Origin of the sequence: uncultured Parvibaculum sp. (assembly GCF_963975745.1) — a bacterium.
Classification (GTDB): Bacteria; Pseudomonadota; Alphaproteobacteria; order Parvibaculales; family Parvibaculaceae; genus Parvibaculum.
This window is the reverse complement of record NZ_CAXBIB010000001.1, coordinates 174150-193343: the sequence shown is the minus strand read 5'-3', so window position 1 is coordinate 193343 and position 19194 is coordinate 174150. Positions and strand designations below refer to the sequence as shown.

The window sequence follows — 19194 nt, the reverse complement described above, 5'->3', positions numbered from 1 at the left end:
TCCAGCGAGGGAGTTTTCCTACCTTCCATCGGGCCGACCTCCCGCCGGGATCATACGCGGATCGGCCTTCGGCTCGCCAGTTCCTCGCTCGTCTTTCGCGTGCACAAGACGATAGAGCGCGGGAAGAACAAGCAGCGTAAGTATCGTCGAGGACAGTATACCACCGATGACGACGGTCGCGAGTGGCCGTTGGACCTCGGCTCCCGCTCCGACATTGAATGCCATCGGCACAAAACCGAGGCTTGCGACAAGCGCGGTCATGAGTACCGGCCGCAATCGTGTCAGCGCACCTTCGCGAATTGCCGAGTCGAGGCCGCTGCCGTCGGCGCGAAGCTGACGGATGAAACTGAGCATCACCAGACCATTAAGGACGGCGACACCAGAGAGGGCGATGAAGCCGACGCCGGCCGATATCGACAGAGGAAAGCCTCGCAACAGCAAGGCCGCGACACCGCCGGTAAGGGCCAGCGGAACGCCGGAAAAAACAATCGCGACATCTCGCGCAGACCGGAACAGGGCGTAGAGCAAGCCGAGAATCAACAACAAGGCAGCTGGAACGACCAACCTCAATCGCTGTGCCGCGGATATGAGCTGCTCGAATGTACCACCATAGCTGACCCAATAGCCGGCAGGGATTTCGACTTCCACATCCATGCGGTCGCGCAACTCGTTCACAAACGAGCCGAGATCGCGGCTGCGGACATTGGCGGTGACGACAACCCTTCGCTTGCCGTCCTCCCGGCTGATCTGGTTGGGACCGATCACGATGTCGATTGCCGCCAGGTTCTCAAGAGGCACAAACTCGCGCGGCCCTGACCCCGACAGGGGAAGCGGCACGCGCAATCTTCCGATCCGGTCAATATCGCGCCGCTGGGCTTCGGGCAAACGCACAACGATATCGAACCGCCTGTCCCCGTCGAATATCTGCCCGGCGGTCCTACCGCCAATCGATATTGAAATGACGTCCTGGACATCGCTGATATTGAGACCGTACCGAGCGAGCGCTGCGCGATCCGGCGTAATCTGCAACACCGGCAACCCGGTGATCTGCTCAATACCTACATCGACAGCGCCGGGGATGCCACTTACCACGCTCTCGACAGCCTCACCGAGACGCAACAGTTCATCGAGATCATCGCCAAAGACCTTGACGGCGACATCCGCACGGACGCCGGACAGAAGTTCATTGAACCGCATCTGGATCGGCTGGGTAAATTCATAGTTGTTGCCAGGCACGGATTCGGCGGCAGCCTGCATTTCCGCAACGAGCTGCGCGCGCGGCTTTCTCGGGTCCGGCCATTCGCTGCGGTCCTTGAGCATGATGAAAGTATCGGCGACCGAGGGCGGCATCGGATCCGTTGCCACTTCCGCGGTCCCCATCTTCGTCACGATCCGTTCGACCTCCGGGAAGGGCGCGAGTTCTGCCTCGAGCACCTGCTGCATCCGGATCGCCTGACTGAGGCTTGTCCCCGGAATGCGCAAGGCATGTAGAGCTATATCGCCTTCGTCCAGGTTCGGGATGAACTCCGATCCCATCCGGCTCGCCGCAAGTGCCGATATTACAACCAAGACGACAGCTGCTGCGACCATCGAGATACGAAATTTCAACGCAGTATCGAGGACCGGGGCATAGAGCCGCCGTGCCCAGCTCATCAACCGGCTGTCCTTTTCCTCAACCTTTCCGGTTACGAACATCGCAACGGCCGCCGGAACGAAGGTAAGGGACAGAAGGAGCGCGGCCGTCAACGCCATGACGACGGTAATCGCCATCGGATGGAACATCTTTCCTTCGACGCCGCTCAGGGCGAAGATCGGTAAATAGACAAGGGTGATGATTGTCACGCCAAACAGCGAAGGCCTGATGACCTCGCTGGCGGCGGATGCCGTAAGCACGAATCTCTCGTCCCGGTCGAGCAACCGTCCCAGGCGGTACTGGGCCTCGCCCAGCCGGCGCAGACAGTTCTCGACGATAATGACCGCGCCATCCACAATGAGCCCGAAGTCGAGCGCACCGAGGCTCATCAGATTGCCGGAGACTTTCGACTGCACCATCCCGGTGACCGTCAGCAGCATCGAGAAGGGAATGACGGCGGCAGTGATCAAGGCCGCGCGGATATTTCCGAGCAGCAGAAAGAGAACCACGATGACGAGCAGCGCCCCTTCGAGTAGGTTCTTTTCAACGGTCCGGATCGTGCGTTCGACGAGGTCCGTGCGGTCGTAGACCGCTACGGCCTCGACACCGGGCGGCAAGGCTTTCGCCGCCTGTGTGAGACGCTCGGCCGCGGCGCGCGCCACGACGCGGCTGTTCTCTCCCGCCAGCATGAATACCGTCCCGAGAACCACCTCGCGACCGTTCTCGGTTGCCGCCCCCGTTCGCAATTCCTCGCCTGTCGCGACACCGGCGACATCCGCAATGCGGATCGGCGCTCCAGAGCGATGAGCAACGACGATCTGCTGCAAATCCTCGATCGCCGATGCCTGACCGGGAACACGGATCAAGTATTGCTCACCGTAGCGTTCCACATATCCCGCACCGACATTGGCGTTGTTCTGCTCGAGCGCGGCGACGATTTCGCTCATCGTGATGCCATATGCCGACAGCCTGTCCGGATAGGGCGTCACGTGGTATTGTCGCACGAAACCACCGATGCTGTTGACCTCGGTAACGCCCGGCGTGTTCCTGAGCTGCGGACGGATGACCCAGTCCTGCAGGGTCCTCAAATCCTCGGATGTATAAGCAGTCCCATCCGGTTTGCGCGCCTCGGGATGTGCCTCAAGCGTGTACATGAATATCTCGCCGAGGCCTGTCGCAATGGGACCCATTTCCGGACTGACGCCTTCCGGCAGCTGACTGCGCGCGCCCTGCAGCCGTTCGTTGACGAGTTGGCGGGCAAAATAGATGTCGGTGCCGTCGTCGAAGACAGCCGTCACCTGGCTCAGTCCGTAGCGGGAGATCGAGCGCGTGTAGTGCAAACCGGGGAGGCCCGCGATGGCCGTTTCGACCGGAAAGGTAATGCGCTGCTCCGACTCGAGCGGCGTGAAGCCCGGTGCCTCGGTATTGATCTGGACCTGGACGTTGGTGATGTCCGGCGTCGCGTCGATCGGCAAACGCTGGAAGCTCCAGACGCCGATGGCTGCGGAAAGCAGAACAAGCGCCAGCACCCCCCAGCGGAAACGTATGGAACCGGCGATGATGCGTTCGAGAAGTGGCGGCCTCGTCGCACCGACCCCGGCATTTGCGTCAATGGTCATGGCTGGCTCCCGACTTCTCGATATCAGCGCGGATCAGGAAGGCGCCGTCTGTCACATATTCGGTGCTGGGTTCGAGTCCGCCCAGCACTTCGGTCCATTCGGGAGTGCGTCGTCCGAGATCAAGCATCCGCACCTCGTAGGTGTCGTCGACCCTGGCGTAGACAACGATGAAGTCGCGGAAACGCTGCAACGCTCTGGTACGAACGGCGAGAGGAACCTCCCCGGATGCAACCTCGACGGAGGCTTCAACGCTCATGCCGGGGCGGAAATTTTCCGCGGCCGATGGGGGCAAGGCGACATGTGCAACAAGTGTCTGACTGTTGACGTCGGCGACAGGCAATACGACTTCGACTTCGCCCCGCGTCCGGGCGTTGTTCGAGAAGCCCCGAACGTCAACGGTCTGACCGGCTCGGATCTTTTCGGCATCCCCCGGATAGACAAAGAGTTCGGCATGAAGCCGAGTTGGGTCGGTGACGACGAACATCGGTCGGTCGCCCGTAAGGTCACCAATATTGGCGCCCTTCGCGACGATCACGCCGTTCATCGGCGCGAGAACGGAATATGCCCGAAGGCTGTGGCTTGCCTCGATGCGGGCAAGAATTTGCCCCTCGCCCACTACCTGTCCCAGTTCGGCCCGCATTTCCAGAATGCGCCCGGGATACTGGGCGCGAATCTCGTTTTTGCCTTCCGGCACAATTTCGACCCGTCCGGCCAGATCGACGAGGTGGCTGATAGTTGCGGGGCCGGCAATTTCCGTTTCGATTCCGCCGGCACGTGCCGCCTGCGCCGAAATGATCGTCCGGCCCTCATGGGATTCGTAGGACCACTCGTGCTGCAGGCCGCTCTCCGCTGCCCGGACATGGACATCGAATGAATGCGGCTCCACGACCACGCCGTCCCCGCGAAGATAATCGTCCTGGGGAGTAAACGCGAAGCGGTCGACACGCCCTCCGAGTCGGTGGAGCTCAATGTCGAGATCGATGCTGGCCGGAGCGATCGGCTTATCCGACCGGTAGGCGTAGACACGGAACTCCGGATCTGCCCGATCCTCGAAGATGGTGATTTCTAACGCGAAATCGTCGTGGCGAAGCATTCGGCCACGATGAGGGCCACGCTCATAATCCTGATCCACCGAGAGTTCGTCATGGCCGTGGCCACGCCCGGAAGAAGGAGAATCGTCACAACCCGCGATCATCGCGAGCACTGTGATCGCCGCCATCAGGCGGCCGATGAAGGCATGAGTCATTGGTTATGCTCTACATTGGAAAGGATGGAAGCGTGGCGGTCCCTTAGGCGATCGAGACGCATGCCGTCGAGGTGGAAACGGCGGAGCAGTTCGATCCGGCGGGAATACGCATCGGTCAGGGCGCGTTGGATTTCCGTTACCTCAAGGAGCGAGAAGGCGGTGCCGCCCCGGTTGAACCCCTGGCGGACCAGCTCTACCGCCCGTTCAAGTCGGGGAAAGACCTCGGCATCAAGCTGTCTGATTTCATCGGCACCGGCGGATTGCGCGGCAATCAGCCGGGCTATCTCACGCTGTCGTCTGTTCCGCGCCGCGGCGATCTCGATCTCCGCCGCCAGCTGTTCGGCTTGAGCACGCTCGATTCCGCCCCGGTTGGTATCGTAAATACCGAGAGGTATCGACACCCCGAAAACAACCGCGACATCGTCGTCGGCCGAGAAGTGGCGAAGTCCCGCGCGCAACGAAACGTCCTGGACGCTATTGGCTCTTTCGAACCGGACACGAGCGGCTGCCGTCTCACGCGCCGCCGTCAGGAGGGCGAGGTCTGTGGGATCGTCGTCGAGTTCTCCGTACATCGCGAGCCGGGTGAACTCGGTCTCATCCAGCCGGAAATTCCCGTCCCCTCCCCAATAGGAGGCGAGCGTCGCGCGGGCGGTCTGCGCGGTCAGCACTGCCTGCGCACTGTCTATCTGCGCCTGAGAGAGCGTTGCAAGGATACGCTCATGCGCGAACTGCGGATCGAGAGCCCGGTCGGTGCGGCGTTGAAACTCGCGTCCAATCTGTTTGACCGCCGCGAGACGATCTTCGGCAAGCGTCGCCGCGACCTGCGCCGCAAGCGCTTCAATCCACGCGGCCTGCGCCTCGGCTGCCAGATCGAGCAGGTTGGCGGTTCTTCGCTTTTCGGCCAGTGTCAGTTCCGCTCCGGCGATATCCGTTCGAGCTTTTCGTTTGCCGCCGCGCTCCCACAACTCCTCGTAATAAAGTGTGGTCGACGTCTCGTCAAAACGCGAATAATTGCCCGATCCGGCGAAATCCTCCATTTCGATACCGAGAACCGGATTGGGCCTCGTATCGGCCTGGTCGAGATTGGCCTCGGCGGCCCGGATACGTGCGGCACCGGCTCTCGCTGTCGGGTCGTAACTAATTGTCCGCGCGAGGACGTCGGACAAGGTTAGAGTCTGAGGTTGTGCGACAGCGTCGGTCCCTGAAAACAGTGCGAGAAGTGCACCACCGAACGGTAACACAAGCCGGTAGAGCGCCAGACGGCGCGCATCGCGGATGAGCGGCATGATATGATCTCACAGGCAGACATGAATTAGGCCGCATCCGGGGATGCGGGCGGTCAAACGCTGGCTGAGAGATGTTTGGGAGGACGTTCGGGGCCGTAGATTGGCATATCGGACAAGGCGCGCTCCGGCGCAATCGCTAACCTGTCCTCGTTCCGATCAATGCATATGCCCGCGCTGGCCCAGATGGGCAAATTTGGCTGACCGTCCCCATGGTGATGATGTCCGGGGCCTGCAGTGCCATCCCGGTCCGCCTTGTCGCCGCTTCCGTCGATTCCGGCGAAGGCAGCAGCAAGCTGATTGACCGGATGATGATCGTGTTCGCCCGCCGCGTCCCACTGATGCTCCAGTTCGTGCAAGGCCTGCACGGTGGACGCCGCTGAAAAAGTGGCCATCAAGACAATGCACAGCACCGTCAAGGAAGCTTTCAGCGAGGATTGGCGGCGCGTCATCCGGCGATCTTATGGACGAAGCGCAAAGATGGCAAGGCTCCGCAACCCTTCATCGAAAGCCTCAATAGCAAGTTCCGGGCGGAGTGCCTGAATGCCAACTGGTTCCTGAGCCTCGACGAAGCGCGATCAAAAACGCGGGGCTTGGCGTAGAGACTACAACGAGGTCCGACCGCACAGTGCGATCGGAAACGAAGTGCCGATCAAGCTTCATCTTCCGGCCGGCAACCCCGGCCAGCCTGCGGTCAGATGAAGCCGGAATTTACCAGCCCACCCGGTCCAAGGTTGGGCAAAAGTTCTTTGACTAGAATTTTCAGGCTTCAAACGGTCCAGTTTCCAAGGGGCATGTGTGGACGGCCCCCTTTTGGCAAGGACTTTTGGATAGAGAACGCTTGGGTCGGTGGCGGTCATGTGTCCGGCCTTTGATGTGCGGCAATGTTATGCCGCTGGCCATGATGAAGTCCGCAAGATCAGATCCCATTCAGGTCATCGCGTTCAAAGACGCAGCCACTGTTAGACGGGTTCTTCTGATCCCGGGTGTCGACCCGTATCGTCATCACATCCTCAGCACCTCACCAATTCACTGTCCATCAAGTTCAAGTCAAGTCAACGTCGTCCCGGCGATGTCAGCTTGCCAGCCGTGGCCGGAACTCTTCCTGTCGCGTCATGACCGCCCAGACGATCCGCGCCATCTTGATTGCCAGCGCCGCGGCGGCGACCTTGTAAGGCTTGCGGCTGAGCAAGTTCGCCGCCCATTGTGTCGTTCGACCGCCTTGCCCTTTGTGGGCAAACCGCAACATGGCAATGGCACCGGTGATGAGCAACCGGCGGAGATAGCTGTCACCCTTTTTGCTTATGTGCCCCAGTCGTTCCTTGCCGCCGTTCGAGTTCTGGCGGGGAACAAGGCCAATCCAGGCGGCGAGGTCTCGGCCGCTGCGGAAGAGGGTGGGATCCGTGATCGTCGCCACCATCGCACTCGCTGTGATCGGTCCGATCCCGGGGATGGTCTCAAGCCGCCGGCTCTCTTCATTTGAACGATGCCAGACCAGGATTTGCCGGTCGATCACCGATATCCGTTCATAGGCGTCGCGCAACTGAGCCACCAAACTCAACAAGGCTTCCCGGGCAATCTCCGGGAAGAGGTCATGCTCGTAATCTTCGACCAGCGTCATCAAGGTCGAGACCCCGGCGATGCCTTGCCGCATGACGATCCCGAACTCCGCCAGATGCGCCCTCAGTCCATTGATCAGCATCGTTCGCTGGCGGATAAGGAGCTCCCGACTTCGGTGAAGCATCAACACGCCCTGCTGCTCGGCTGACTTCACTAGCACAAACCGCATGTTCGGCCGGGTCACGGCCTCGCAGATTGCCTCGGCGTCCGCGGCATCGTTCTTCTGACGCTTGAGATAAGCCTTCACATAGGTCGGCGGCATCAGCTTCACCTCATGACCCAGTTCCATCAGAACTCGAGCCCAATAATGCGAAGTCGCGCAGGCTTCCATGCCAACCAGGCAGGGGGTAAGCCAAAGAACCCAGCTACATCCCCGCGCCTCAAGTTCCGGCGGATAACGATACCTCCCGACCCATCAATCCCGTGAACCTGAAATACGTTCTTGGCGATGTCCAAACTGATCGTGATAATCTCGCTCATGGGCGGCTCCCCTGATTGTGTTGAACAGCAAACCCAATCTTGGCACTCAAATGCCGAAGGCGGGAGCCGTCCACACCTTCAGGTCAGGAGCTATCCCTTCCTCGGACCTGAAAACAGATACTTCACAAGGGCGGCGACGCCGAGGACGAGGAGGGCGATAACGAGGATCCAGAAGAATCCCATCCCCCACATCATCCAGCCCATTCCCTCCATATTCATGTTGCACCACTCAGCCATCTGATATCTCCGTGCGTTGCGGTTGACGCCGTCCATCGGCGTGGCGAGGGAGAATGGAACCGCGAGGCAGTGCCCCGCGGTTCCAGGCTTGGTCGGCTACCGCTTCCGGTAGGTGTTCGCCGGCTGGCCGGAGCCATGCACACTCATCGGCACGCTCTCCTGCGCGTCGGCTCCGTGCATCATCCGCCTCATGGCAGGCGCGCTCTTGCCATAGCGCTGATGCGTGACGCGGCAGCACGCCGTCATGCGGTCATGGCTCATCATGACCGTCCCTGCCGGCGCCTTGGCCGCCACGGGCGCAGCCGGCCGGCCGTCGATCGGTACGGTCTGCTGGCCGTGCTTGACATTCGAACCGGCGAGCGCCGCCCCGCTCATCAGAAATGCGGCCGAAAGACCGATAACGCCGGCCATGACAAAGGTTTTGAACGTTCTGGACATTTTGTCCTCCTGGTTTGGGACGCAAATTGCGCCCGATTGTTTTGTTCATCGACTTGGCAAAGCTCCTAGGCAGGCCTTCGGCGGTGGCGGGTCCGGACGCCGCGTAACGAACGAGACCCACAAGGGCAGCGTTGCGTTGGCGGCTACCTGCTGCCTCTCTTCCATCTGCCCCGTCGGCGACAGGATGGCGTAGCAAGCAGCCGAGGTCGCACAGAGCAGGCCGACCGCGTGCTCGTCAGCGGCGTCCGCGGGAGCGCTCTCGACGGGTAAATGCGTCATCGCGGCCGGCGATGCGGCAGCCGACATGGGGGCAAGGCAGAACCCCGAGAGGACGGCGCCCAGCCACAGGGCAAGCGCGGCAAGAACGGCGACACCTCGCCAGTGCCGCAAACCGGCAAGACCGTTTCCTGCTGTGGTATGTCTGCGCCGCCTCGTCATTCTCCTCTGCCTCCGTAATGTGCGCGCGAAATAACAGGAGTCGCGGTGGAACACGGCAGGCGCCGTCATGGGCGGCTTGCACGCGTCGCTCCAGCCTTGCCGTCCCGGAACACAGCCAAGGCTGCGTCCGCGAGCGTCAAAGGGATTTACGAGAACCGGGGAGGAGTAAGGTTGGGGGAAGCCGGACGGCCGCTCCGATGAAAATGCACGGAGCGGTATGCGCTCTGAGCGCCGAGCGCGGACAGGACCAACATCTCGGGCAGGTTCAGCGCACCGGCCGACTGGCAGAAAGACCCCATGCTGGTGCATGTGCTATCGGCGGGTTCATTGCAGCCCGGGCACATTCCATTTGCCGTGTCGGCGGTCATGCCGCCTCTTTCGGCGCAGGCGCCCATGTCGGCACTGGCGCCCGAGGCTACCACCGACGCGCCGATTTCCACAAGTTCGGCCGCCACGCCGCGCGCCGCCGCGAGATTCGTTCCCGCCGCCAGGCAAACTGCGAGGAGGATGATGAACCAGCGCTGAGGCGACCGTCTGACCATGCGGCAATTGTAAGAGGGTTGGCCGCCGGAGTAAAAGTCAAAATAGTCGTGAAGATCGTCGGGCGTCGATGGAAGCCGCGTCAAATCGACCTTCCCACGCGGGAAGGTTGGACAGAGCGTTTCCGGACGGCGAGAAGGTAGCAGCCCGCTCGGCCCTCGAAAACGTTCGGCAACGCGGATAGCGTTGCCATTCGGTTCAACGCGCCAATGCCTCCAGCACGGGGCAGTGCGGAACATCTTCGCCGGAGCATTGCGCCGCGGTCGCCGTCAGCACCTCCTCGATACGCATCAGGTCCGCGATCTTCGCGCGCACATCGGCCAGATGCCGCATGGTTCGCTCCTCGACCTCGGCACAGGTTTGCGTGCCGCCGTCCACGAGGTCGAGCAGCCCCCGAACCTCCCGGAGGGAGAAACCGAGTTCGCGGGCGCGCAGGATGAAGCGGAGGCGGGCGGCATGTCTCTCGTCATAGACCCGGTACCCTGCGGCGGTGCGCGGTGGATCGGGGATCATGCCGGTTTTCTCGTAATAGCGGATGGTTTCGAGATTGCAGCCCATCAGGCGTGCCAATTTGGCCCGCTGCAATTTCCTCCCGGAATTGTGATCGCTCATCGGCCGGAACCTTCTTGAGTCTGTAGTCGATACAGACCGTACGCTGCCTTCATCGAAAAATCGAGGACCGCGAGGATTGGACATATGAGCAGGACGGAAACCGGAACGACTCCACTGGAAAACGAGGCGGATCGAAAGAAAGACTGGTTCGCGGCCGGTGGCATCATCGGTGCGATCCTGGCATCGGCCTGCTGTGTGGTGCCGCTGGCTCTGGTGACGCTCGGCATCTCCGGCGCCTGGGTCGGCAACCTTACGGCGCTCGAACCCTACAAGCCCTACGTTGCAACGGTCACACTCGCTCTAATCGGGCTCGGATTCTGGCATGTCTATTTCAGACAGAAGCCCGAATGCGTCGAGGGTTCCTATTGCGCGCGGCCTCAATCATCGCTCATCACGAAATCGGCCCTCTGGATCGCAACGGTTCTGGTTCTTCTGGCGCTCTCGATCGACTGGTGGGCGCCGCTCTTCTACTGACCGCATATCGACAAAAGGAGAAGCACATATGAAACGACCCCTCATCATCGCCGCCGGCGTCCTCGCCCTCGGCGCCGCCGGCATTCTGTCCATGATGGCCGTGTCGCCGATTTCCGCGCAATCGGCATCGACGCAAGTCGCGACTGTTGAGACCGAGACCTTCGCCATCGAGAACATGACCTGCGCCCTTTGCCCGGTCACTGTGAAGAAGGCGATGCAGGGCGTCGACGGCGTCCGCTCGGTCGACATTGACTTCGATGCAAAGACGGCAACCGTCGCGTTCGATCCGGCGTTGACGAACGCGGACACGATTGCCGCTGCGTCCACGAATGCGGGCTATCCGGCCAGCTTGCGTGGTTGAAGGCGTGTCTGAGCATAGTGCCCGCAAGCTGGTCGCAGTGGGAATCATCGGCACACTGATCGTAGCGTTGTGCTGCTTCACGCCGGTGCTGGTGGTGCTGCTTGGGGTGGTGGGGCTCTCGGCGGTGCTCGGATGGATCGATTTTGTGCTGCTGCCGGCACTCGCCTTCTTCATCTTACTGACGATCTACGCCGTCTGGCGGCGGCAACAACGACTGAATATCCGAAAGAATGGATGATCCAATGAATAACGATTGTTGCACGCCCAAAAGCAATTTCGATCTTGCCGTGATCGGTGCGGGGTCGGCCGGCTTCTCCGCCGCGATCACGGCGGCCGAGGCCGGCACGCGCGTGGCACTGATCGGGCACGGGCTGATCGGCGGGACGTGTGTCAATGTGGGCTGCGTGCCCTCCAAGGTGATGATCCGCGCCGCCGAGGCGATCCACGGCGCGAAGGTAGCGAAGCGGTTTCCCGGGCTTTCGGGTATGGCGCAGGTCGATGACTGGGCCGCGCTGATAGCGGGCAAGGATGCGCTTGTGACGGGCTTGCGCCAGAAGAAATATGCAGATCTGCTGCCGGGATATGAGAACGTCACCTATATCGACGAGGGCGCGGCGCGGTTGGTCGAGGGCGGCGTGCAGGTCGGTACGCGCCGGATCGCTGTGCCAAAGATCGTCATCGCCACCGGCGGCCGTCCATCATTGCCCGCAATTCCGGGGATCGCCGATGTGCCGACGCTCGACAGCACCTCGCTGCTGGCGCTGGAGACCCTGCCCGAAAGCCTCGTCTTTCTCGGCGGCGGCTATATCGGCGCAGAACTGGCGCAGATGATGGCGCGGATGGGAGTCAAAGTGACGGTGGTCTGCCGCTCGCGTCTGTTGCCGCAGGTCGAGCCCGAGGTATCGGAAGCGCTGACGCAGGTGTTCCGCGGCGAAGGCATCGCAATGCATTGCGGCGTGACCTATGACGCCTGTCACGCGGACGGAGGTCGCGCGGTGCTGTGCATCGAAGAGGATGGCCGCCGCCTGGAACTGACCGCCGAACATCTCGTCGTCACCGCCGGGCGGGCGCCCAATACCGAAGGATTGGGGTTGGCGGAAATGGGCATCGAAACGGACCGGCGTGGCGCGATCATGGTTGGCGACGACATGGCGACATCACGGGCGGGCGTCTATGGCGCGGGCGATGTCACCAACCGCGATCAATTCGTCTACATGGCCGCCTATGGCGCAAAGCTCGCGGCGACGAACGCCATGGGCGGAGCGGAGCGTTATGACAATTCCGCCATGCCTTGGGTGGTGTTCACCGACCCGCAGGTGGCGGGCGTCGGGCTGACCGAGGAACAGGCCATTGCCGCGGGATATGAGGTGAAGACCTCCGTCCTCGGCCTCGACAACGTGCCGCGCGCGCTCGCCGCACGCGACACGCGAGGGGTCATCAAGCTGTTGGCAGACACAAAAACCGACCGTCTGCTCGGCGGGGTGATCATGGCGCCTGAAGGGTCGGACAGTGTTCAGACCCTTGCCATGGCGCTGAAGTTCGGGATGACGGCGAAAGCCCTCGGTGAGACGATCTTCCCCTATCTCACGACGGTCGAGGGGCTGAAGCTCGCCGCGCAGACCTTCGACAAGGATGTGGCGAAGCTGTCCTGCTGCGCGGGATGACATGGACCTTCGTATTTCATTTTGATCCGTATCAGGAAGACAGCCACGCCGATAACCTGCTCCCCGGAAACTGGACCGTTTGAAGCTGGAAAATTCTAATTTTGCGTCCTCGGTCGGGCGGCGTATCGTCGAGCCCCTTGTCCAAGCGTGGAGGTGGGCGCGGTCGATCGAGGTGCTTTCACTCGCGCTCAGCCGCCGCCTCCGGCGTTGTCATCGGGCAACCTCATACCGTGGACGATGGCATAGATCGCCGGGATCACCACCAGCGTGAGGATGGTGGACGACACCATGCCGCCGATCATCGGCACGGCGATGCGCTGCATCACCTCGGCGCCGGTGCCGGTGGCCCAGAGGATCGGCAGCAGGCCCGCCATAATGGTGATGACGGTCATCATTTTCGGCCGCACGCGCCCGACGGCACCCTCCATGATCGCGCCGTTGAGGTCGGCGCGGGTGAAGGCCCGGCCCCCGGTTGCGGCCAGCGCCCTGGCATCCCGCAGGGCGTGGTCGAGATAGAGCAGCATCACGACGCCGGTTTCGGCCGCAACCCCCGCCAGCGCGATGAAACCGACAGCAGCCGCGACGCTCATGTTGAAATCCAGCGCCGCCATCAGCCAGAGGCCGCCGACCAGCGCGAAGGGCAGCGACAGCATCACGATAAAGGTTTCGGTCAGCCCTTTGAAGTTGAGATAGAGGAGGAGGAAAATCACCAGCAGCGTAACCGGAATGACGACGGCAAGGCGCTGCTGGGCGCGCGCCAGATATTCGAACTGGCCGCTCCAGGCGATCGTGTAGCCGGGCGGCAGCGCGATTTCGCCGGCAACCACGCGCCGCGCCTCGCCGACATAGCCGCCGAGATCGCGACCGCGGATATCGACAAAGACATAGACGACCGGCTGGCCGCTTTCGGTGCGCACCATGGTGGGGCCGCGCGCCCGCGTGATATCGGCGATCTCGCCGAGCGGAATGGCGGCCCCTGCGGGCGTCGTGACGAAAACCTCGCGCGCGATCGCCTCCGGATCGGCGCGCGCGGATTGCGGATAGCGCAGCACCACGTCATAGCGCTCGCGGCCCTCGACCGTGGTGGTGAGGACCTTGGCGCCCAGCGCCATCGCGATCGTCTCCTGCACCGTTTCCATCGAGAGGCCGTGGCGGGCGATGCGGTCGCGGTCGGGCTTGATGTCGAGGAAATAACCGCCATTGACGCGCTCGGCATAAGCCGACGAGGTGCCGGGAACGGCGCGCAGGACGGTTTCGACCTCGCGGGCGAACCGTTCGAGTTCGACGAGGTCGGGCCCGAAAATCTTGACGCCGACCGGCGTGCGGATGCCGGTCGATAGCATGTCGATGCGGGCCTTGATGGGCATCGTCCAGGCGTTGGAGACGCCCGGAAACTGGAGTGCGGCATCCATCTCGGCGATCAGCTTGTCGAGATTCATGCCCGGCCGCCAGTCGCGTTCGGGTTTCAGATTGATGATGGTCTCGAACATTTCCATCGGCGCCGGATCGGTCGCCGTATCGGCGCGGCCCGCCTTGCCCCAGACCGAGGCGACCTCGGGAAAACCGGCGATGATCCGGTTCTGCGTCTGCAGCAGCTCGGCCGCCTTGGTCACCGAAAGACCCGGCAGCGTCGTCGGCATGTAGAAGAGCGTCCCCTCGTTGAGGTTCGGCATGAATTCCGAACCGATGCGGCTGAGCGGCACCACCGTGACGGCAAGCACGAGAACGGCGGCGAGGATGGTGACGCCCTGGGCGCGCAGCACCAACGCGATCACCGGCCGGTAGAGCCAGATCAGCGCCTTGTTGAGCGGATTGCGGGCTTCCGGCACGATCCGGCCACGGATGAAGAGCGTCATCAGCACCGGCACCAGCGTGATCGAGAGCAGAGCCGCCGCCGCCATGGCGAAGGTCTTGGTCGCGGCAAGCGGCTTGAAGAGGCGGCCCTCCTGCGCCTCCAGCGTGAAGATCGGCAGGAAGGAAACGGTGATGATCAGCAGGCTGAAAAAGAGCGCCGGGCCGACCTCTTGCGCCGCCGCGATGATGACAGCGCTGCGCGAGGCGCCGGGCGGCGCATGTTCGAGCCGCTTGTGGGCGTTTTCGACCATCACGATCGCCGCATCGACCATGGCGCCGATCGCGATCGCGATGCCGCCCAGGCTCATGATGTTGGACGGGATCCCGAGCGCATGGGTCGCGGCCAGCGCCATCAGAATGCCGACCGGCAGCGTGACGACGGCAACAAGCGCGCTGCGCGCATGCCAGAGAAAGAGGAAGCAGACCAGCGCCACGACGATGCTTTCCTCGACCAGCGTGCGCACCAGCGTGTCGATGGCGCGGCGGATGATCTCGGAGCGGTCATAAACCTCGACGATTTCGGTGTTGCCGGGCAGGCTCGGCGCAACCGCCGCCAGCTCGCGCTTGACGTTTTCAATGACCTCGAGCGCATTGGCGCCATGGCGCTGCAGGGCGATGCCGGAAACCGCTTCGCCCTCGCCGCCCATTTCGGCGACGCCGCGCCGCTCGTCGGGCGCGAGTTCGACGCGCGCCACATCGCGCAACAGCAGCGGCGTGCCGCCCTCGGCGCGGAGCACGATCCTTTCGATATCCTCGATGCCGCCGAGATAGCCGCGGCCACGGATCATGAATTCGGTTTCGGCAAGCTCGATGGTGCGGCCGCCGACATCCATGTTGCTGGCCCGCACCGCGCCGGCGATATCGGCCAGCGTCAGCCCTGTGCTTTTCAGCAGCAGCGGATCGACGATGATCGCATATTGCCGGACGAAGCCGCCCACCGTTGCGACCTCGGCGACGCCCTCGGCGCGCGAAACGGCGAAGCGGACCTGCCAGTCCTGCAGCGAGCGGAGTTCGGCAAGGTTCAGTTCCGAGGATTTCAGCGCATATTGATAGACCCAACCGACACCGGTCGCGTCCGGCCCGAGTGCCGGCGTGACGCCGTCGGGCAGGCGCTCCGATGCCGCGCTCAGATATTCGAGGACGCGGCTTCGCGCCCAGTAGAGATCGGTGCCATCCTCGAAAATGATATAGACGAAGGAAACGCTGAAGAAGGAAAAGCCGCGCACAACACTGGATCGCGGCACGTTGAGCATCGCGGTCGCGAGCGGGAAGGTCACCTGGTCCTCGACAACCTGCGGCGCCTGGCCGGGATAATCGGTGACGATGATCACCTGCGTGTCCGACAGGTCCGGTATCGCATCGAGCGGAATGCGCGCGATCGAGTAAATGCCGGCGACGATCGCAAAAAGCGTGCCGATCAGCACCAGTACGCCGTTGCGCGCCGACCAGCCGATGATGCCCGCGATCATGGCGCCGCCGCCTCCGTCGTGAAGACCGAAAGCGCGGTCTGGAGATTGCTCTCGGCATCGATCAGGAAGATGCCGGAGGTGACGATCTCCTCGCCGGCGGCAAGCCCCTCCTTGATCGCGACATCGGCGCCGGCGCGAGCGCCGAGCCGAACGTCACGCGGTTCGAAAAGCCCGTCGCCGCGTGCGACAAAGACGATCTGGCGGGCACCATCGTCGATGACGGAGGCAACCGGAACCGCGAGCGCCGCTTCGTCGCCGACCGGCGCTCCGATCTCGACGCGCACGAAATGGCCGAGCTTGAGGCGCCCGTCCGCATTGGGCACGACGAGCCGGACCCGGCCCGAGCGGGTCGTCCTGTCGATATCGGGATAGACGAAATCGACAATCGCCACGCGCCTTTCGCCGGGCATGGCCGGCATCGACAATTGCGCGTGCTGACCGGGCCGGACAAGCGCGAGGTCCTGTTCGGCGATTTCGGCCATCACCCAGAGCGTCGACAGGTCGGCGATCCGGAAGAGCGTATCGCCGGCCGCAAAGCGCATGCCGTCGAGCGAGGGTTTTTCGAGGACCGTGCCGCCGAGCGGCGCCTCGAAGGTCACCACCCGCGCCGGCGCGCGCGTGCGCGCCATTTCGGCGATGGTGGCGTCGGAAATGCCGAAGAGGCGGAGGTTTTGCGCGGCGCGCTCGATGTCGCGGCCGCCGCGCGACAACGCCGAGAGATAGTCGGCCTGCTTGCGCAGCAATTCGTCGCTTTCGATCCAGGCCGTCAGAAGCGGCTCGCCCGCCGCCACCGTACCGCCTGTCGTGCGGACATCGAGACGTTCGACGAAGCCGTCGAAACGCGCGGTCACCAGCGCGACGCGGGCTTCGTCCGCCGTCACGGTGCCCGCACCCCGGACCCGACGGACGAGATCGCGACGCTCGACCGCCACGGTCCTTACGCCGGCGCGCTGCATCTTTTCGACGCTGACGCGGACGGTTCCGGCGGTGCCCGCCAGTTCATCCTCGTAAACGGGAATGTAGTCCATTCCCATCGAGTCCTTCTTCGGCACCGGCGATATGTCGGGCAGGCCCATCGGGTTACGGTAATAGCGTATCTTTCGGTCCCCTGCCGCTGGCGCGGCAGGGGTTGCATCGGCTTTTTTCTCGACGGCCGTGTAGATGACGACGCCCTTGACGGGCGCCGGAACACCGTCGACTTCCACTTCGATGGTGAGCGCCCATCGGCCGGCCATCACGATCTTCGTTTCGAAGGCCAGGACATCCGCGCTGTCGGCGGGAACCGGCGTGAGCGGTGTATCCATCATCGCCATGCCGTCGGGACCCATATCGAGCCGCGTCGAGACGACATCGACGTTCTCCGACGGTACCGGCTTTCCGTCGGGATCGAGCAACCGGACCTCGATCCGAACGCCCTCGCCGACAGATATTTCATCCGACACGGCCTCGAATTTATAAGCTTGAGACTGCGCGCCGGCGACGCTCCATATGCCGGCCGCCGCCGCAACCGCTACAAGCACGGCGATCGCGGACGCTTTGGGTAAGCGAACCATAAGACTCTCCTGAAGCTGATGTGACGATGGACGCGCGCCGGGAAAGCCGCGCGCCGGCGTGTCACACCGCTTTGGGAGGCCGTCGCAAGGGAGAGGGAGAAAGATCGGCCCGGCCGATATCCGGCGCGCGAACCGCCCTGATTGCATGCCTGGCCGGGACAAATCCGGAGGCAGCGGCGAGTTGAAGCGGCAGCTTGCCGCAAGCGGTCATGCAGAGGGCCGAGCTGTCGCAGCTTGTCGTGTCGGCACGATCGCAATCGTCGCAGCACGGCCCCGCCATCCCGGTGATGGCATCCGCCGCAGGCGGCGCGGTGCCGCTGTCGGCCATCATGTGTGCCGACATCATCATATTGAGGCCGGTCATCGGCGCCGCGACACCCGTCAACAGCACGGCAAAGGCCAGCAGCGCCGCGAGCCAGTGACGGCGGCGGGCGACACACCTGTTTCGAGGGCGGCCGAGGCTTCGTTTCATGCGATCAGGTTAGCACGGACATCTTTACGGCGGGCTACACAAAAATGTCATAGGATTAGAGCGCCCCGGCCACGCTTCAGGCGAACGTTGCCGCGATTGACCAGACCCCGAAAGCTGGACCGTTTGAAGCTGGAAAATTCCAGTCTCCAGTCTTTGGCCGGGGGCAGCGGCAGTCCGTTGACGTCACTCCGCTTAGGTAAGACCCGCACTCAACAAAAAAGTCCGGCTTTGTGATCTCGAAAACTGGCGTAATCCCTCATGTTTTCGCTAGGAGTATTCCCCGACTCGGGATATCGCCCATATCTTTGTTCTTGTTGTGTTCTAGTCGTGCCGATAGCCTGCCCTCAAACACGGAGGACAGATATGCTCATCTATGTCGGACGAGACGGCGTTCAGCGTCCTGAACATCTGAACGAAGAACTGGCGTGGCTCAAGTCACTTTGCATCGATCTGGAGTGTCTACGAGCCGGTGTTCCACCATCATCCGCCAAACTGGACGCCGCGCCCTTCATTGACGACTATGAGTTCGCTCAACGCGGTGTGACGGTCCTCGCCGGAGAGGTCACCGGTCATCCCCCATTCAAGACAACCAGAACCATCACGTCGGATCTGTGCCTATTCGCACCGGATCTCGGCTGGGCGCGGACATTCTCTCGTTACTACAGGCTCGGCTCACCGTCCCACAAGATCGCGCGATGGTTCACGTAACCAGGGGTATCAATGTTCGCCATCGATCCACACACTATTGTGCTTCCGGCGGCAAGGTTCCTCGCCGGGCGTTGTGGCGCGGCAGGTGTCATCCGCGTTGCGGACATGGCAGCGCCACTTTATGCTGACGTTGTCGCTTCCGCTAAACGAAGCGAGGATGTCCCGGAGACCCGTTTGATCTCAGCCTGTTGAATGCTTTGGCGTGGCGGTTGAGCAAGACGAGCACCATCCGTGTTTCGAAAACCGCCAAAGCCGGAAAGGCTTGAAATTCAATGGGTTGTGTCTCGACGTTGACCTGACCGGCTACCGCGATCGTTGTAGCTGAGCCTTTGATTCATTTTCTGCGCAACGGAAGGTCAATGGATTCAACTTTTGTGCGAATAGATTCATATTCCAGGCGACATCCCCTCCAGAAATTTCAATAACTTACAGACCGGCAAGATTCGCTTTCTATGCGAAACGCCAGACGGCTTCGACCAAGGCACGCGGCGAC

16 protein-coding genes and 2 pseudogenes are annotated in these 19194 nt (G+C 62.4%); 7 read left to right on the top strand and 11 right to left on the bottom strand.

The features are described from left to right. Positions 1–18: 18 nt before the first annotated feature. From AAC071_RS00920 to AAC071_RS00905, 4 genes are read right to left on the bottom strand one after another with little or no spacing between them, the layout of a single operon-like run. The gene (locus AAC071_RS00920) at positions 19–3252 is read right to left on the bottom strand and encodes a CusA/CzcA family heavy metal efflux RND transporter (RefSeq protein WP_339828883.1); all 3234 of its coding nucleotides are present in this window, start codon (positions 3250–3252) and stop codon (positions 19–21) included. Beyond that, on the bottom strand, positions 3242–4498 hold the full coding sequence (locus tag AAC071_RS00915; protein WP_339828879.1) for an efflux RND transporter periplasmic adaptor subunit: 1257 nt from the start codon (positions 4496–4498) through the stop codon (positions 3242–3244). Before AAC071_RS00915 ends, AAC071_RS00920 begins: the two co-directional genes overlap by 11 nt. Further along, complete coding sequence (locus AAC071_RS00910) at positions 4495–5784, bottom strand: TolC family protein (RefSeq protein WP_339828876.1); 1290 nt, start codon at positions 5782–5784, stop codon at positions 4495–4497. Before AAC071_RS00910 ends, AAC071_RS00915 begins: the two co-directional genes overlap by 4 nt. Positions 5785–5837: 53 nt before the next feature. After that, positions 5838–6233: a hypothetical protein gene (locus AAC071_RS00905; RefSeq protein WP_339828873.1), complete on the bottom strand. Its 396-nt coding sequence runs from the start codon at positions 6231–6233 to the stop codon at positions 5838–5840. A gap of 48 nt (positions 6234–6281) precedes the next feature. Here AAC071_RS00905 and AAC071_RS00900 point away from each other — a divergent pair. After that, positions 6282–6483 (top strand): annotated as a pseudogene (locus AAC071_RS00900) (transposase); the annotation flags it as partial. Between the two features lie 373 nt (positions 6484–6856). Here the strand turns inward: AAC071_RS00900 and AAC071_RS00895 are convergent. The 5 genes and pseudogenes from AAC071_RS00895 to AAC071_RS00875 all read right to left on the bottom strand — a co-directional run bounded on the left by AAC071_RS00895 (position 6857) and on the right by AAC071_RS00875 (position 10146). Next, a pseudogene (locus tag AAC071_RS00895) lies at positions 6857–7881 on the bottom strand (IS110 family transposase). A gap of 90 nt (positions 7882–7971) precedes the next feature. Next, positions 7972–8118: a hypothetical protein gene (locus AAC071_RS00890; protein ID WP_339828871.1), complete on the bottom strand. Its 147-nt coding sequence runs from the start codon at positions 8116–8118 to the stop codon at positions 7972–7974. Between the two features lie 96 nt (positions 8119–8214). After that, complete coding sequence (locus AAC071_RS00885) at positions 8215–8556, bottom strand: hypothetical protein (protein WP_339828868.1); 342 nt, start codon at positions 8554–8556, stop codon at positions 8215–8217. A 584-nt stretch (positions 8557–9140) separates the two neighbouring features. Next, a complete protein-coding gene (locus AAC071_RS00880; RefSeq protein ID WP_339828865.1) occupies positions 9141–9620 on the bottom strand; it encodes a hypothetical protein in 480 nt (159 codons plus the stop codon). Positions 9621–9732: 112 nt separating this feature from the next. Then, a complete protein-coding gene (locus tag AAC071_RS00875) occupies positions 9733–10146 on the bottom strand; it encodes a helix-turn-helix domain-containing protein (protein WP_339828862.1) in 414 nt (137 codons plus the stop codon). An 84-nt stretch (positions 10147–10230) separates the two neighbouring features. Here AAC071_RS00875 and AAC071_RS00870 point away from each other — a divergent pair, with 84 nt between their 5' ends. From AAC071_RS00870 to merA, 4 genes are read left to right on the top strand one after another with little or no spacing between them, the layout of a single operon-like run. After that, a complete protein-coding gene (locus tag AAC071_RS00870) occupies positions 10231–10620 on the top strand; it encodes a mercuric transporter MerT family protein (RefSeq protein ID WP_339828859.1) in 390 nt (129 codons plus the stop codon). 28 nt (positions 10621–10648) lie between these two features. After that, entirely contained in the window at positions 10649–10981 is a 333-nt protein-coding gene (locus AAC071_RS00865) for a cation transporter (RefSeq protein ID WP_339828856.1), read from the top strand. After that, on the top strand, positions 10974–11219 hold the full coding sequence (gene merF / locus AAC071_RS00860; protein WP_339828853.1) for a mercury resistance system transport protein MerF: 246 nt from the start codon (positions 10974–10976) through the stop codon (positions 11217–11219). The genes AAC071_RS00865 and merF overlap by 8 nt, the downstream gene beginning before the upstream one ends. A gap of 4 nt (positions 11220–11223) precedes the next feature. Then, positions 11224–12645 carry a mercury(II) reductase gene (gene merA / locus AAC071_RS00855; protein WP_339828851.1) on the top strand — a complete coding sequence of 474 codons (1422 nt, stop codon included), beginning with the start codon at positions 11224–11226 and terminating at the stop codon, positions 12643–12645. Between the two features lie 188 nt (positions 12646–12833). On the opposite strand, the gene AAC071_RS00850 is transcribed toward merA, so the two are convergent. Continuing rightward, positions 12834–15968 carry a CusA/CzcA family heavy metal efflux RND transporter gene (locus AAC071_RS00850; RefSeq protein WP_339828848.1) on the bottom strand — a complete coding sequence of 1045 codons (3135 nt, stop codon included), beginning with the start codon at positions 15966–15968 and terminating at the stop codon, positions 12834–12836. Next, positions 15965–17521, bottom strand: coding sequence for an efflux RND transporter periplasmic adaptor subunit (locus AAC071_RS00845; RefSeq protein ID WP_339828845.1), 1557 nt, complete (start codon positions 17519–17521; stop codon positions 15965–15967). Before AAC071_RS00845 ends, AAC071_RS00850 begins: the two co-directional genes overlap by 4 nt. Before the next feature lie 209 nt (positions 17522–17730). Here AAC071_RS00845 and AAC071_RS00840 point away from each other — a divergent pair, with 209 nt between their 5' ends. Both AAC071_RS00840 and AAC071_RS00835 read left to right on the top strand, forming a co-directional pair. Next, positions 17731–17943, top strand: coding sequence for a hypothetical protein (locus AAC071_RS00840; protein ID WP_339828842.1), 213 nt, complete (start codon positions 17731–17733; stop codon positions 17941–17943). A 413-nt stretch (positions 17944–18356) separates the two neighbouring features. Beyond that, positions 18357–18701 carry a DUF6634 family protein gene (locus AAC071_RS00835; protein WP_339828839.1) on the top strand — a complete coding sequence of 115 codons (345 nt, stop codon included), beginning with the start codon at positions 18357–18359 and terminating at the stop codon, positions 18699–18701. Positions 18702–19194: the final 493 nt, after the last annotated feature.